Annotated in this window: 10 protein-coding genes; 3 read left to right on the plus strand and 7 right to left on the minus strand. The window is 71.9% G+C overall.

The features are described from left to right. Positions 1–8 precede the first annotated feature (8 nt). From R6Y94_RS18280 to R6Y94_RS18305, 6 genes are read right to left on the minus strand one after another with little or no spacing between them, the layout of a single operon-like run. Positions 9–917, minus strand: a complete 909-nt coding sequence (locus R6Y94_RS18280) for a carbohydrate ABC transporter permease (protein WP_318397076.1) — start codon at positions 915–917, stop codon at positions 9–11. Beyond that, on the minus strand, positions 911–1,921 hold the full coding sequence (locus R6Y94_RS18285; protein WP_318397077.1) for an ABC transporter permease: 1,011 nt from the start codon (positions 1,919–1,921) through the stop codon (positions 911–913). Before R6Y94_RS18285 ends, R6Y94_RS18280 begins: the two co-directional genes overlap by 7 nt. A gap of 31 nt (positions 1,922–1,952) precedes the next feature. Continuing rightward, positions 1,953–3,566, minus strand: a complete 1,614-nt coding sequence (locus tag R6Y94_RS18290; protein ID WP_318397078.1) for an extracellular solute-binding protein — start codon at positions 3,564–3,566, stop codon at positions 1,953–1,955. A 2-nt stretch (positions 3,567–3,568) separates the two neighbouring features. Beyond that, complete coding sequence (locus R6Y94_RS18295; RefSeq protein WP_318397079.1) at positions 3,569–7,150, minus strand: hypothetical protein; 3,582 nt, start codon at positions 7,148–7,150, stop codon at positions 3,569–3,571. Then, complete coding sequence (locus R6Y94_RS18300) at positions 7,138–8,706, minus strand: FAD-dependent oxidoreductase (protein ID WP_318397080.1); 1,569 nt, start codon at positions 8,704–8,706, stop codon at positions 7,138–7,140. Before R6Y94_RS18300 ends, R6Y94_RS18295 begins: the two co-directional genes overlap by 13 nt. A gap of 5 nt (positions 8,707–8,711) precedes the next feature. Further along, positions 8,712–10,469, minus strand: coding sequence for an FAD-dependent oxidoreductase (locus R6Y94_RS18305; protein ID WP_318397081.1), 1,758 nt, complete (start codon positions 10,467–10,469; stop codon positions 8,712–8,714). 216 nt (positions 10,470–10,685) lie between these two features. Between R6Y94_RS18305 and R6Y94_RS18310 the strand changes: the two genes are divergently transcribed. Together R6Y94_RS18310 and R6Y94_RS18315 are read left to right on the plus strand one after the other, a co-directional pair. Continuing rightward, a complete protein-coding gene (locus tag R6Y94_RS18310) occupies positions 10,686–12,248 on the plus strand; it encodes an FAD-dependent oxidoreductase (RefSeq protein WP_318397082.1) in 1,563 nt (520 codons plus the stop codon). Beyond that, positions 12,245–13,291: a LacI family DNA-binding transcriptional regulator gene (locus tag R6Y94_RS18315; protein WP_318397083.1), complete on the plus strand. Its 1,047-nt coding sequence runs from the start codon at positions 12,245–12,247 to the stop codon at positions 13,289–13,291. Before R6Y94_RS18310 ends, R6Y94_RS18315 begins: the two co-directional genes overlap by 4 nt. 161 nt (positions 13,292–13,452) lie before the next feature. Here the strand turns inward: R6Y94_RS18315 and mgrA are convergent, their stop codons facing one another. After that, on the minus strand, positions 13,453–14,448 hold the full coding sequence (gene mgrA / locus R6Y94_RS18320; RefSeq protein WP_318397084.1) for an L-glyceraldehyde 3-phosphate reductase: 996 nt from the start codon (positions 14,446–14,448) through the stop codon (positions 13,453–13,455). 307 nt (positions 14,449–14,755) lie between these two features. Here mgrA and R6Y94_RS18325 point away from each other — a divergent pair, with 307 nt between their 5' ends. Then, a complete protein-coding gene (locus tag R6Y94_RS18325; RefSeq protein ID WP_318397085.1) occupies positions 14,756–15,391 on the plus strand; it encodes a carbonic anhydrase in 636 nt (211 codons plus the stop codon). Positions 15,392–15,398: the final 7 nt, after the last annotated feature.

Genomic DNA, 15,398 nt, shown 5'->3' on the forward strand with positions numbered 1-15,398 from the left:
GGGAGGGGTCAGCCCTTGACGGCTCCGATGACCACTCCCTTGGCGAAATGCTTCTGCAGGAACGGGTAGACGAGCAGGATCGGGACGAGCGAGACGACCAGGATGGCCATCTGCAGGGACTGCTGCGGTGGGACCACCTCGCCCGGCAGGTCGGTGCCGATCGCGGCGTTGTCCACCACGTAGGTACGCAGCACCAGTTGCAGCGGCCACTTCTCGGTGGAGTTGAGGTACAGCAGCGCGTTGAAGAAGGCGCTCCAGTAGGCCACGGCCTGGAACAGCGCCACCACCGCGAGCACCGCCTTGGACAGCGGCAGCATGATCCGGGTGAGGATCTGCAGCTCGCCCGCGCCGTCGATGCGGGCGGCGTCGACGATCTCCTTCGGCACCTCCAGGAAGAACGCGCGCACGATGATCACCTGGAACGCCGAGACCAGTGGCGGCAGGATCAGCGCCCACCACGAGTCGATCAGGCCGAGCTGCTTGATCAGCAGGTAGTTGGGGATCATGCCCGCGTTGAAGAGCAGGGTGACCAGCACGAGCATCAGCACCGGACGGCTGCCGAAGCTGCCCGGCCGGGACAGCGAGTACGCCAGCAGCGCCACCACGGCCACCGACAGCAGCGACCCGACCAGGGTGACACCGATCGAGACGAGGGTGGCGCGGGTGACCACCCCGCCCCGGAAGATCGCGGCGTAGGCGTCGAACGTCGGGTCCTGCGGCCACAGGACGTAGCCGCCGGCCCGGGTGATCTGTTCCTGGTCGGCGAGAGAGGTGGCGACGACACTGAGGAACGGGACGATCACCACGGCGCAGCACAGCGCCAGCACGATGCCCTTGAGGCCGCGTACGGCGGGATGCGGAGGTGCCATGCCGTTGACCATCCGGCGACGGCCGCGGGCGGCGGTTGTGGTCACCATCGGGAGTAGATCCCCCTCTCCCCGAACAGGTGCGCGATCTTGTTGGCGGCGAGCACCAGCGCGAGCCCGACCACGCCCTTGACCAGGCCGACCGCCGCCGCCATGCCGAAGTCACCGTCGATGATGCCGCGGTTGTAGACGTACGTGTCGAGCACCTCGGAAGCGTCCTGGCCGACGGCGGCCTGCTGGAGGATGATCTGCTCGAAGCCGACGGTCAACACGTCACCGAGCCTCAGGATGAGCAGCAGGACGATGACGGACCGGATCGCTGGCAGAGTGACGTGCCAGAGCTGGCGTAGCCGTCCACCGCCGTCGACCGCGACCGACTCGTAGAGTTCCAGGTCCACCCGGGAGATCGCGGCCAGGAAGATGATGGTGCCCCAACCGGCGTCCTTCCAGATCGCCTGCGACGTGATCAGGGTGAGGAACAGGTCGGGGTTGCCGATCAGCTGTAGCAGCGGCAGGTCGTGGGTGCGGGCCCAGGTGTTGTAGAGCCCGGCGTTGCCGAGGAGCTGCTGGAACAGGGCGACGACCACGACCCAGGACATGAAGTGCGGCAGGTACAGCACCGACTGCACGACGCGCTTGAGCCGTTCCGAGAGCAGGCTGTTGAGCAGCAACGCGACGGCGATCGGGATCGGGAAGACCACGATGATCTGGAGCAGCGAGATGATCAGCGTGTTGGTCAGCGCGTTGAGGAACGCCGGATCGGCGGTGTAGATGACCTGGAAGTTGGCCAGGCCGACCCAGGGCGCCTCCCAGATCGTCAGGTACGGCCGGTAGTCCTTGAACGCGATGACGTTGCCGGCGAGCGGGACGTAGTGGAACAGCAGGATCAGCGCCAACCCGGGCAGGCCGAGCAGGAACAGGAAGCCGTCGCGGCGCAGCCGCTGCCGTGCCGACGGCCGCCGGCGTGGCCGGTCCGGCGGCGGCGCCCCGGGTGGACCCGTCGCGCCGGGGGCGGCCGGAGCCGCCGCACCCGGGGCAAGCTCGGTCGATGCCATCGCCTCTCCTCCTCCTGCCGCGACCGGCTGGTCAGCCCTGCTCGGCCAGCGCCTTCTCGTACTCGGCGCGGGCGGCGTCGCCGCCGGCCCGTCGCCACCGGGCAACCGTGTCGTCCCAGGAGCTGACCGGCTTGCGGCCGGCGACGATGTCCAGCTCGGCGTCGTCGATGATCTTGCTCATCGCGCCGGCCTTGTCGACGGCGGTGGCCGAATAGTGGCCCTCGGCGGGGTTGCGCAGGATGCTCGGGACCACCTTCTCCTGGTACGCCCGCTGGGCGTCGATCCGGGTCCGGTCGCCGGGGCCGAGTACGTGCGGGGCGTCCGCGACGTACTCCAGGGGCAGCTTGACCTCGACCTTGCCCTTGTCGGTGAGGACCGGCCTGCCGTCCTGCACCGTGTGGTGGCTGCCCTCGACGCCGAACTTGCGGAACATGTACTCGGTGGTGCCGACCGGCGCGGCCAGCCAGTCGCAGATGCGTAGCAGTTGCTGGATGCGGCCCTTGTCGGCCTGCTTGAAGGCGGTGATCGCGAACGCCGTGGTACCCGCCCGGTGCCGGGCCACGCCGCCGCCGTCGTACCTGGGCGCCGGCACCGAGCCGACCTCGACCCGGTAGGTGTCGGCGAGGGTGTCCCAGGCGGCGTACCCGTCGGGGTTGAAGGCGAGGGTGCCGTTGCCGAACAGGTCCCGCAGTTGCAGTTTCCCGCCCATCGCGTCCGGGTGGAACAGCCCGCCCTTGACCATTTCGGCGGTCCGGGCGAGGGCCTCCTTGCGTTCCTCGGTCTCGTACTCGGAGGTGAACCTGCCGCCCTCCTCGCGCCACACGTTCGGCACGCCGAGCATGGTGCCGACGAAGGTGACGACCTGCTTCGCGGTGCCGAACGCCCAGCGGTTGGCGCGGGCGTCGGTCAGCCCCCGGGCCAGCGCCAGGAACTCCTGGTAGCTCGCCGGATTCGCATTGAGGCCCTTGTCACGGATCAGGTCGGCCCGGGCGAACATGATGGTCCCGACGACGGCGCGCGGGATCGGCACCGCGTAGATCCCGCCGCCGTAGGCGGTGGCCCGCCACGCGTCGGTCGGGATGTTGGCCAGGAACGGGTACTGCTTGATCGCCGGGCCGGAGACGAACTCGGAGATGTCGGCGCAGAGCCGGGTGAGCACGTCGGCCCGGTTCGCCAGCCGGGCGGAGATCAGGGTCATGTCGGGCAGGTCCCCGCCCGCGATGACGGTGGAGAGCTTGCTGAGGTAGTCGACCTGCCGGGTCATCGTGATGTCGAGGGTGGCGCCGAGCCGGTTGTCGAGCTCCTGCCAGTAGGCGTTGGACCCGGCGGCCGGCGGCACCGGCGTCAGGATGTTGGTCAGCACCGACACGGTGCCCGCGCCCTCGCCCGGCTTGCCGGGGAACGCGGTGACGAGGTCGGTCGGGTACCGGTAGAAACCGGCCATCACCCCGTCGGCGGTGGCGGGCAGATCCGCCCGGACGCCGGCATAGGGGAGGTAGTCCGGGAACGTGACACTGCCGGCACCGCCGGTGGTCGGCGTGGTCGAGCTGCCGCAGGCCGCGAGCAGGCCGGACCCGGCCGCCACGGCGGCCGCGCCGCCGGTCATCGCCAGGAACCGGCGCCGGCTCAGCTGGAGGTTGCGCATGGTTACTCCTTCGGGGGTGCAGCGGCGTCGTGGAGGCCGGCGGTCGGGGGAGCACCGCCGGGGAGGGTCAGCGTGGCGACCTGCCACGCATCGAGGCGTACCGCGAAGCGACCGTCGGCATCCGGGGGCAGGGTGGCCACCGGCCGCTCGTCGGCGTGGCAGAGCATGGCCTCGCCGCGCCCACCCGCCGGGTTCCGCAGCCGTACGGTGCGGGCCCGGCCGCTGAGGTCCTGGAGGCGGACCAGCAGCCCGTCGCCGGACCGGGGCTGGGCCACGGTGGCGTGTACGGTCTCCGGCAGGTCCAGGTCGAGCAGCGCACCGGCCGGTTCGGCCAGCGGCCTCGGGTCGAGGTCGAACTTGTCCAGCCAGGTGATCCCGGTGGCGACCGCCGCAGCCCGGACCTCCCGGCCGAACCGGCCGGCGGCAACCGGGTCGAACTCCGGCAGCGGTGTGAAGGCGTACCGCAGGGTCAGGTTTCCCTCCTGCTGCGGTGGTGTGTTGGTGGGCCAGTAGTTGTTCAGCACCCAGGAGAAGATCGCGGCCGAGGCGGGTGCGAAGCGCTCGAACCAGGCGCCCCGGACGATGTCCCCGGCGGTCCAGAGCGGCGCGTCGGCCGAGGACCAGGCAACGGCCGGCCCGGCGCCGTCGGCCACCACGACGCCGTACTGGCTGGTGAACCAGTCGTGGCAGGCGCCCGGCGCATGGTCGACCGCCGGGTTGATCCAGCCCTGCTGCCGGTCGTACCGGAAGACCGGGTCGGCGGCCACGAACGGGAAGGCGACGTAGACCGCCTCCTTGGCCAGCACCGGCTCCTTGTCGAACGAGACGGTGACGTCGACGCGGTCGTCGCCGTCGCGCAGCAGCACGTCGACCTCGACCCGCGGCAGGCTCGGCGCCCGGCCGACGGTCCGCAACCGCCACCCGTCGTAGGTTCGGCGCAGCCCGACCGGCCGCATCTCGGCGGCGTGCACGACCAGCGCCGGCGGATCCGCCTTCGGTCGCCGCCCGAGCAGCGAGCTGCGCGGTTGCGGCTCGTGCCGGTGCGGGCTGCCGCTGTGCCACGGGCCGCTGTCCGGGCTGCCGCTGTGCCACAGGCTGTCCGGGCCGCTGCCCTCAAGCCGCGGCAGCGGTGACCGCTCGCCCGGCCGGTCGACGTCGCCGCGGGTCAGTTCGACCGGACCGTCGAGCGCGTAGAGCACCTGACCCAACCGCCACGGCCCGGCCCGGTCCAGCAGGTCGCGTCCACTGGGCCGGTGGACCAGGCCGAGGACCGCGCCGGTGGCCGGATCGAGGGTGACCAGCCACCGGTCGGCCACCAGCGTGGCCGGTACCGGCCCCCAGTCCGGCGACTCGCCGGTCCCGGCGGTACCACCGGCCGCCGCACCGTCTTCTTCGCCCGGGGCGAGCGTCCGCGCACCGCCCAGCGGCACCGCCCGGTAGCCGAATCCGGGTACCTCCGGCACGGTGACCCGCAGCCGTCGCAGCCCGTTGCAGTCGGCGAGCGGTTCTGCCCCGAGGGGCTCACCGCCGGGCAGCGTCGGCGGCCCGTGCAGGGTTTCCACCTCGACCTCCACGTCGCGCCGCCAGCCCAGCGGGTTGTGCACGAGCAGGGTGGGTCCGCGCGTGCCGACCAGCTCGCCGAGCTGGCTGAGCGCCCGGTTGGCCTCGTCGACGGCGGTGCGGTGGGCGGTGTGCACCTGGTGCCGCTTCCAGTCGAGCTGGTCGCCGACCTGGTGTCCGTGCGGGTGGGCGTTGGCGTGCGCCCAGGTCCAGGTGTGTTCGCAGCCGATCAGTGCGCCCTCCCAGGCGGCGTCCAGCGCCGCCCGGTGCGGCCGGTAGCCGGGGTCGGCGAGCGCGACCAGCGCGGCCAGCCCCTCGGCCGCGGGCAGCGCCGTCTGGGCCCGGCGGTGCTCGGCGCTGACCGTGGCTCCGGTACCGACACCGTCCTCCCAGTAGCTGCCCCCGTCCCCGCGCCACACCGGGAGCCGGTCGGCGAGCGGGCGGACCGCCGCGAGATAGCCGGCCATCGTGGAGACCCGCATCCGGGGGTACGCGTACCGCGCGTTCCAGCGGGCGGCGAAGCCGGCGTCGCCGTCGGCCAGGTCCTCGTTGTCCGCGTGGGTGCCGATCACCGCCAGGTCGTGCGGCAGGTAGTCGGTCCGCTCGTAGCGGGCCAGCAGCCGGCAGAACGCGTGCGCGGCGCCGGGAACCGTCTGCGGATCGCCGGCCATGAACCGGAGCTGGGAGTACGTGTCGGAGAAGTGGGTGAGCACCCGGGATCCGTCGACGCCCTCCCACATCACCGGGCTGGCCAGGTGCTGCTCGTCGCTGGCGGCGTTGCCGCCCCGGTGGTGGTTCTCGATGCCGACGAACGCCTCGATGCGCAGCGCCGTCAGGATCGACGGCAGCGCCGCGCTGTACGAGGGGACGTCGGTGAGGTTGGCGTACCGGACCGGGACGCCGTGCTCGTCGCGCAGCCGTCCGGCGGCGTACGCGGCCCGGTAGATCTCCTCCAAACTGGCCACTCCGGACAGGAACAGGCTGTGGAAGGCGTTCACGGCGAGCCGTTCCGAGCGCAGCGCCGCCAGCACCCGCTGCGCCCGCTGGGGTGAGCGGGTGGCCAGGTACTGCGTCACGATCAGGGAGCCGTCGACGGAGAAGGCGAAGTCGGGGTCCCGGTCCAGCACCTCGACCGCCCGGTCCAGGTTGCGGCTGTGCAGCTCCAGGACCTTGCCCTGCACGTCGGTGTAGCCGACGTCCAGGTGGACGTGCGGAATGAGGTGCAGGGTCCACCTGCGGGCCGGGTGCAGCACGACCCGCGCCTCCGGCCCGTCGTCGACGGCGACCGTGGCCGGTGCGGGACCGGTGAACTCCGGTACCGGGAAGCGCACCCGTACCTGCCCGAAGGTCCGCCCGGCGCGGGTCAGGTCCAGTTCGTGGGTCCGCCCGGCGAGCCGTACCTCGGCCCGGGCCGGCCAGGTCGAGCCGGGCGGGACGGTGACGGTGACGTCGAGCAGCTCGTGCAGGGCGCCGTCGCGCGCGACGTAGAGCGGGGTCGCGTCGAGCGCCACGCCGAGCGCATCGAGTGCGGGCGCCGTGGCCGGGACGAGGGTCAGCTCGTGCCAGGTGATGCCGCTGCCGAAGTGGTTGCCGAACTGCTCGCGATGGCGGGGCCGGTCGGTGTCGGCCGGTACGGGTCCGGTGGCGGCCGGCCCGTCGAGGGTGGTGGTGATCGCCAGGAGGTGGTCGCCGGGGGTGAGCCAGGCCGCCGGCAGCGGCACCTCGAGCAGGACGTCGCCGGCGATCGGGCCGTGCCGGTAGACCTCCGACCGGTCGTCGCGGCGGACCAGGGGGTGGAACAGGCCACGGTGCGTACCGTCGAGTTCCAGCAGGAGGTCGGGGCAGGGCCCGTGGCCGGCGGCGAACGCCAGGCGCAGCACGGCGCCGTACGCCGGAACCTCGCCGGGCTCGATCCGCAGCGGCAGCTCGACCCGGTGCCCCCGCCAGCCGGTCGACGCGTTGAGCGGGCCGGGCTGGAACGCCGGCAGCTCGACGCCGGGGGTGGCGATGGTCAGCGGGAGCATGTTTCCGGCTCCAGTCCGGGCAGGGTCAACACGCTGCCGTGCTCCCGTAGCGCGGCGGCGAGGTCGGAGTGGTCGTAGTCCTGCACCGACCGGCCGGTGCGCAGCGACTGCGCCGCCAGTTCGCCGCTGGCCTCGCCGAGCATGCCGTAGTTCGGTTCCATCCGGGGCGAGGTGTAGCCCACGTGGCTGGCCGAGAAGCAGAGCGGTACGGCGATGTTCTCCAGCCCGCCGCGCGCCGGGAACAGCACCTCCGCCGGCATCTGGTACAGGTCCACCGGCGGGTTGAACTCGGTACCGCTCAGGGTGCCCTCGCCGACGATGGTGTCGTCGCCCTCGGCGTAGTACTGCACGATGTGGCTGTCCATGCCGTACTTCCAGCAGCACACCGGGGTCGCCTTGGTGTTGTTCGGGCTGACCAGGTCGTGCTGGGTCAGCACGTGTGCGCCGACCATCCGGCGCGCCTCGCGGACGTAGAGGGCGTGCGGGAAGCCGGTACCGTGCGGGCTGTCGGTGAACTCGTCCGGCGGCAGGCCGAAGCGGCGGGCGTCGGCGCGGAAACTCTCCGGCAGCGACGGGTCGTTGGTGAGCCAGTAGAGCATCCCCTGGTGCCAGCGCACCTGCTCGGCGATGATCTCGTCCCGCCGCCGCCAGCTGCCGTCCGGATAGTCCCAGGACGCGCCGGGCAGATCGAAGCCGATGAAGAGCGCCTGGTTGGTCTGGTACTTGCCGCCGGGCAGCAGCGCGGTCTCGGTGACGATCGACGACAGCCCGGGGATGCCGCGCTGGCGCAGCAGTTGCCCCAGGTAGCGGTAGTGCTCGGGGTCGTAGCCGGCGGGCTTCGGGAACGGCAGCCGATCGGCGTTGGTCGACAGCACGCCGCGGAAGTTGTACGCCTGGGTCTTCTCGTCGCCGTCACCGGCGTGCAGCTTCGGCGCCGGGCCGACCGGGTAGCGGTCGTTCGGCCGGAAGCTGCGCCGCCGGTACGCCTGCACCGGCTGGAACCCGGCCAGCGGCTCGTCGTACCGGGCCCTCGGCTCCCGCCCGACGGTGTAGGGCACGCCCGCGGCCGCCATCAGGTCACCCTCGTAGGAGGCGTCGATGAAGAAGTTGGCGCGCTGCCAGCCCTGCGCGGTACGCACCGCCCGCAGTCGCCGGCCGGAGACCTCGACGTCGGCCGGCCCGTGCAGCCGGTGGTGCACCAGGACCGTGGCCCGTGCCTCGGCGAGCAGGTCCCGGGCGACCCGCTCGGCCACCTTCGGCTCGAACCGGTACCGGTACCGGGACCCGTCGTCGCCGTAGGCGGCGCCGATCGCGGCGAAGAACCGGCTCGACGTCAGCCCGCCGAGCGCCTCGGTCACGTTGGGGGCGTCGGTCTTGACCAGGCCGCCGGCGACGATGCCGCCGACGTGCCCGGTCGGTTCGAGGATCACGCTGGACAGGCCCCGCAGGCGCAGCCGCAGGGCGGCCATGACGCCGGCCAGGGTGGCGCCGTAGATCACGATGTCGGCCGGAACCGGAGCGGTGGGGGTAGCGGTGGCGGTGTCGGGTACCCGCATGACCGTCACCGTCCCGCCGGGGTGGCCGACGCGGCGGCCTGGCCCGCCGAACCCGGCCGCTGCGCCGCCACCGGGTCCGCTGCCTGGGTCGCCGCCTTCTTCACCCGGCGTTCGGGTAACGCGAGCAGCGGTGTGGCGCTGCGGGCGGCCTGCGACGGGCGGGTCCGCCGGATGTCGTCCGGCCAGGCGATCGCGATGCCCAGGGTCTGGGTGAGCAGTGCCTGGTAGTCCTCGGTCAGCTCGGTGGAGTCGTGCACGGCGTGCGGCTCGGTGTCCCGGGACAGGCAGTACGCCGCCAGCGCCCCGACCGCCTCGCCGATGCTCCACTCGACCGGGTGCAGCCGGTAGCAGCCGTTGGTGATGTGCGTGGTGCCGATGTTCTTGCAGGCGGGCAGGAGGTTGCGCATCCGGACCGGGACGAGCGCGCCGAGCGGGATCTGGAACGGATAGCACTCCAGGTTGACGTAGTTGACGCCGGCGGTGCTGGGGTGCAGGTCGATGTTGTAGTGCCCTACGCCGACCGCGTCGGCGAACTGGACGGCCCCGGCGTCCTCCGGCCGGTCCACGACCGCGACGTGCTGTTCGAGCACGGTGAACCGGGCCCGGATGCGGCGGGACTCGCGGATGTAGACCGTCTTGGCCAGTCCGTCGGCGGTGCCGGTGAGGTCGGGCCGCAGCTTGAGGCCGGGGTAGCCCTGCCCGCCGTCCGGGCGGGGCGCCTCGGTCTGCATCCAGTGCAGGTAGGACAGGGAGAGTTCCCGGCAGCGTTGCAGGGCCCGCTCGCGGGCGTGCCCGTCGATGCCGGGACCGACCAGCGGCGCCTCCCAGTAGTCGACATTGGGCCAGTTCACCAGGCTGATGTCGGTGTCGACGAGGTCGGGGCGGAACTGGCTGCGGGCCCGGATGCGGCGGAAGTGCCACAGGTCCGGCACGCGTACGGCGTCCAGGTCGCCCTCGAAGATGCGGTTCTCCTTGCCCGCGTTCGTGTGGATGTCGATTTTCATCCAGGAGAGCTGCGGGCCCGGCCAGAACGGGTCGACGTGGGTCTTCCAGTGGTCGTACGAGGCCGGACGGTCGACGACGTGCTCCTCGCCGGGCCGGTATTCGAGCGGAAAGCACCAGGTGATCGCCTGCTGGTCGGTCCAGTCCGCCTCGGGCGCGGCGAACGGCTCGCCGGTCTCGTCCTGTGCCTCGGCGCCCAGCACGTGCTCGACGCCGGCCAGTTCCAGCAGGTCGCCGAGTTCGGTGGCGTCGGCGACCAGGGCGGCGGTGACGGTCCGCAGGTCGCCGCTGCGCCGGTCGCGCAGGGTCACCGCGGTGATCCGGTCGCCGTCGGTGGCCGCCGAGACCGGCTCGTGCTCGTAGAGCACGGTGATCCGGCCGGCGGATCGGTAGCCGGCGAGCAACTCGTCGATGACGGCGACGCCGACCCGGGGCTCGTGGCAGAGCCGGCTCACGTTACCCAGCCCCGGGTTGAGGGTCGGGTCGGCGAGCGCTTCCGGGCGCAGCGGGTAGTTCCGCTTGTAGTAGGCGCGGATGCCGTCGCGCAGCTGTCGGTAGCCGGGCGAGATGTGCCCGGTCTCGATCCACGGATGCTCGTCGGACGGCACGGCCTGCGCCGTGAGCTGTCCGCCCAGCCAGTCCGTCTCCTCGGTGAGGATGACCCGGCGGCCCAGTCGGGCGGCGGTCAGTGCCGCCGCGACGCCGCCGAGGCCGCCGCCGACCACCAGGAGATCGGTTTCCAGCCCGGTCGTCTTGCTCATGCTCGCCCGCTTCCCTTCCGATGGGGTACGCGTCTGCGGCGGCGCTGCTAATATATTTGCGACAATCACCGCCGTGAAGATTGCGGCTACGTTACATCTCTCCGTCAGGTGGATGTCAATCGTTGCTGAGCTGCTGTTTCGATGACGGTTCGGCATCTTCAAATTAGCAAATATTAGCTGTTTGCGATCTCCGATCGAGCTGTTAGAAACCCAGTCATGACAGCAGCACCAGCGCTGCCCGGCCTGCGCTACCACCTGCCCGCGCCGCCCGCCGAGGGCGTGCCGACCGAGGCCGACGTGGTCGTCTACGGTGCGACCTCCGGCGGCGTCACGGCGGCGGTGCGCGCGGCCCGGGACGGCATGACGGTGCTCCTGCTCGCCTTCGACGACCATGTCGGCGGCATGTCCGCCGGTGGCCTCGGCGAGACCGACGTCGGCCGGCCGGAAACCGTCGGCGGGCTGGCCAGGGCCTTCTACGCCGACGTCGCCGACGCCTACCACGCGCCCGACCCGCACTGGCGGGTCGAGGCCCGGGTGGCCGAGGAGATCTTCGAACGCTGGCTCGCCGACACCGGCGTGCGGATCCGCCGCCGCCAGCACCTGCGCGACGTCGTCGTGGGATCCGGCCGGATCGTCGAACTGCGTACCGACGACGGTGGGCGGCACCGCGCCCGGATCTACGTCGACGCCTCCTACGAGGGCGACCTGATGGCGGCCGCCCAGGTCACCCACACCATCGGCCGCGAGGCGTGGACCGCCTACCGCGAACCCCTCGCCGGCGTGCAGCCCAGCACCAACCACCAGTTCAGCCGCCCCGTCGACCCCTACCTGCGGCCGGGCCACCCGGACAGCGGGCTGCTGCCCGGCATCAGCCAGGACGACCACGGCGAGATCGGCGCCGGCGACCGGCGCCTCCAGGCGTACAACTTCCGGCTGCACGTGACGACCAGCGCCGGCCGGGTCCGCTACCCCCGCCCCGACGGCTACCACCCGGACCGGTACGAACTGCTGCGCCGGTACGTCGAAACCGGCGTCTTCGAGCTCTACGGACGCACCACCCCGGTACGCGGCGACGTCCACGACATGAACAACCACGGTGCGGTCTCCTCGGACCACATCGGCGCCAACACCGACTGGCCGAGTGCGGACTACAGCCGTCGGGAGGAGATCTTCCAGGACCACGTCCGCTACCAGGCCGGCCTGCTGTACTTCCTGGCCAACGACCCGCGACTGCCGGCGCCGATCCGGGCGGCCACCCGGGCGTACGGGCTGTCCCCGGCCGAGTTCACCAGCACCGGACACTGGCCGCACCAGCTCTACATCCGCGAGGCCCGCCGGATGGTCGCCGACTACGTCGTCACCCAGCACGACGCCGCCGGACGGTCCCGGCCCGCCGATCCGATCGCGCTCGCCTCGTACGTGATGGACTCGCACAACGCCAAGCGGGTCGTCGTCGACGGGCAGCCGCGCAACGAGGGCAATGTCCAGCATCCACTCACCGCGCCGTTCGGCATCCCGTACCGGTCGATCGTGCCGAGGGCCGGCGAGTGCGAGAATCTCCTCGTCGCCTCGGCGGTCTCCGCGTCGCACGTGGCCTTCGCCTCGGTCCGGATGGAGCCGGTCCTCATGATGATCGGCGAGGCCGCCGGCTGCGCCGCCGCCCAGGCGGTCGGCGCGCGGGGCGGCGTACGGGACGTCGACTACGAGGCACTGCGCAAGGAACTCGTGCGGACCGGCTCGGTGCTCACCTGGCCACCCGAGCAGGAGGTACGGGCATGAGACGCGGACAGGGCTCGCGGCAGGCCGACATCGCCCGCGAGGCCGGTGTCTCCCAGTCCACCGTCTCCCAGGTGCTGCGCGGCGCGGGTGACCTGAGCCGCATTTCTCCGGAAACGCAGCGCCGGGTGCTGACCGCCGCCCGCCGGCTGCGCTACACCACCAGCCCGCAGCAGCGCGTCGCCGCACAGAGCCGCAACGCCCCGCTACTGCTGGGCGTACACACCTTCGAACCGATCTTCCCCACCAGCATCGGCGACTACTACTTCGAGTTCCTCCAGGGCATCGAGGAGCAGGCCGGCATCGAGAGCTGCAACCTGGTGCTCTTCACCGCGGCCCGGGACGAGGGCGGGATCCGCCGGATCTACCGCAACGGGGTGAACGGACTCGGCCAGGCGGCCGGCAGCCTGATCCTCGGCCACCGGGCACACCTCGACGACCTCGCCCGGCTCGCCGCCGACGGCCACCAGTTCGTCTACATCGGACACCGGGAGGTCCCCGGCGTCGAGATCTGTTACGTCGGTGGCGACTACCGCGCCGCGACCGGCCGGATCGTCGACGACCTGGTCGCCCTCGGCCACCGGTCGTTCGGGTACCTCGGCGAAAGCTCCCGGTACGAACCGCAGGCCGACCGGTGGGACGGCTTCGCCGCCGCCCTGGACCGGTTCGGGCTGCCCGTGCCCACCCCGGCATACGTCAACCCGGACGAGCTCACCGCGCAGTGGCTCGACGACTCCCTCGCCGCCGCCACCACCGCCATCCTCGTCGAATCGGTCAGCCTGCTGCGGGTGCTGCACGCCATCATCAGCCTCCGCGGCCTGCGCATCCCCGAGGACGTCTCGGTCGTCCTGCTGGTCGACGATCCCAACGGCGAGGTGGGCGGCCAGCCGTGGGCCGCCATGCACATCCCACGGAACGCGATGGGTGCCTGGGCCGTACGCCTGCTCACCGCACTGCTCACCGATCCGGCCGGTGAGTACGAGCGGCAGGTCCTGCTGCCGTGCAGCCACACCCTCGACCGGACGGTCGGTCCGCCGCGCACATGACTCCCGAGCGGTTGTCGGTGTACGGGGTGTCCGGGGGCCGGGCCGGATCCGGTTGACACAACACTGCCGGCGGGGACCCCGATGTCGTAGATCGGTCCGGTCCGGGGGCGACCGTTGGGTAGTTCCCGCCGTCCCCGGCCGGACTGTGCCGTGAGGTGCGCTCAACCGACGGTCAGGTGACCGCCGATCTCGGCGAGTTCGCTGTCGGTGAGGGTCAGGTTGTCCAGCGCGGCCACGTTCGTCTCGAGCTGGCCGACGCTGCTCGCGCCGATGATCAGGCTGGTCATCCGGGGATCCCGCAGCGCCCAGGCGAGCGCGAGCTGGGCCAGGGACTGGTCGCGCCGCTCGGCGATGGCGTGCAGCCCCCGTACGGTCGCCATCGTGGTGTCGTCCAGGTCGCTCTCGTTGAGGAAGACGCTGGTGCGGATCCGTGAGTCGGCCGGGATGCCGTCCAGGTAGCGGTCGGTGAGTACGCCCTGGGCGAGCGGGCTGTAGGCGATGCAGCCGGCGCCGGCCTCCTCCAGGGTGTCGAGCAGCCGGTCGGCCTCGATCCACCGGTTGATCATCGAGTACGACGGCTGGGAGATCAGCAGCGGCGTACCGAGCCGTTCCAGGATCGCGGCGGCCTGCCGGGTCTGCTCGGAGGTGTAGTTCGACAGCCCGACGTAGAGGGCCTTGCCGGCCCGGACGACGGCGTCCAGCGCCGCCATCGTCTCCTCCAGCGGGGTGTCCGGGTCAGGCCGGTGGTGGTAGAAGATGTCGACGTAGTCGAGGCCCATCCGGCGCAGCGACTGGTCCAGTGACGAGACCAGGTACTTGCGGGAGCCCCATTCGCCGTACGGGCCGGGCCACATGTGGTAGCCGGCCTTGGTGGAGATGACCAACTCGTCGCGGTACGGGGCGAGGTCGGCGGCGAGGGTCCGGCCGAAGTTCTCCTCGGCGGAGCCGGGTGGCGGGCCGTAGTTGTTGGCCAGGTCGAAGTGGGTCACCCCGAGGTCGAACGCCCGGCGGCAGATCTCCCGCTGCTGCTGCCACGGCCGTTCGTCACCGAAGTTGTGCCAGAGGCCGAGCGAGATGGCGGGCAGTCGCAGGCCGCTGCGGCCGGTCCGGCGGTAGGTCATCGAGTCGTAGCGGTCGTCCGCGGCAAGGTAGGTCACGCCTGCCACCCTATTGAACCTGGGTCCGGCTGGACCGCGCGGAGGTCACGCCCGGCGCCTCACCCGTGGCCGAGAGGGACCGCGCGCGGGCCGCGTGGCGGCCGGTCGGGGCGGGGGACGGGCCGTAGCCTGTTCGTACCCGGGCTTGCCCGGTACGGAACACCGGCCGTTGTTCCGTAGATCACCGTTTGGCCAGGTTCGGGTGGGCCGGTGAGGTGCTCCGTGATATCTGATCGGTACGCATCAGGTCGCCGAAGGCGCCGACCTCGCTTCACCACCTGTGGTGGTGCCGTCGAAAGGGGACGTCATGGCATACCTGGACCACCGGCCGGCCACTCCCGGTGAGGCGCTCGACGAGCTGCTCGCCGGTAACGAGCGGTTCGTCGCGGGTACCCGGATCCATCCGCACCAGGACGCCGAGCACCGGGCGGTGGTCGCGGCGGCGCAGCGGCCGTTCGCGGTGGTGTTCGGCTGTTCCGACTCCCGCCTCGCCGCCGAGATCATCTTCGACCGGGGGCTCGGCGACCTGTTCGTGGTCCGCACCGCCGGGCACATCGTCGGCCCGGAGGTGACCGCCAGCATCGAGTACGGGGTGGTGGTGCTCGGGGCGCCGCTGGTCGTCGTCCTGGGCCACGACTCGTGCGGGGCGATCCAGGCCACCCGGGCAGCCCGGGACGGTGCCCGGCTGCCGGGCCGGGAGCTGGGCGCCATCGTCGAACGGGTCACCCCGAGCATCGAGGCCGCCCAGGCGCGACAAATCACCGACGACGCCGGGATCGCCGCGTTGCACACCCGGCACACCGTCGAGCTGATCACCCGTTCGGGTACCGAACTCTCCGACGCGGTCGCCGCCGGCCGGTGCGACGTGGTCGGCATGTTCTACCAGCTCGCCGACGGCCGGGTGTCGGTGACGGTGCCCGGCGCCGCCCCGACCGGCGGCTAGGAACCGT

The sequence above is a fragment of the Plantactinospora sp. KLBMP9567 genome (assembly GCF_033446045.1).
Taxonomy (GTDB): Bacteria; Actinomycetota; Actinomycetes; order Mycobacteriales; family Micromonosporaceae; genus Plantactinospora.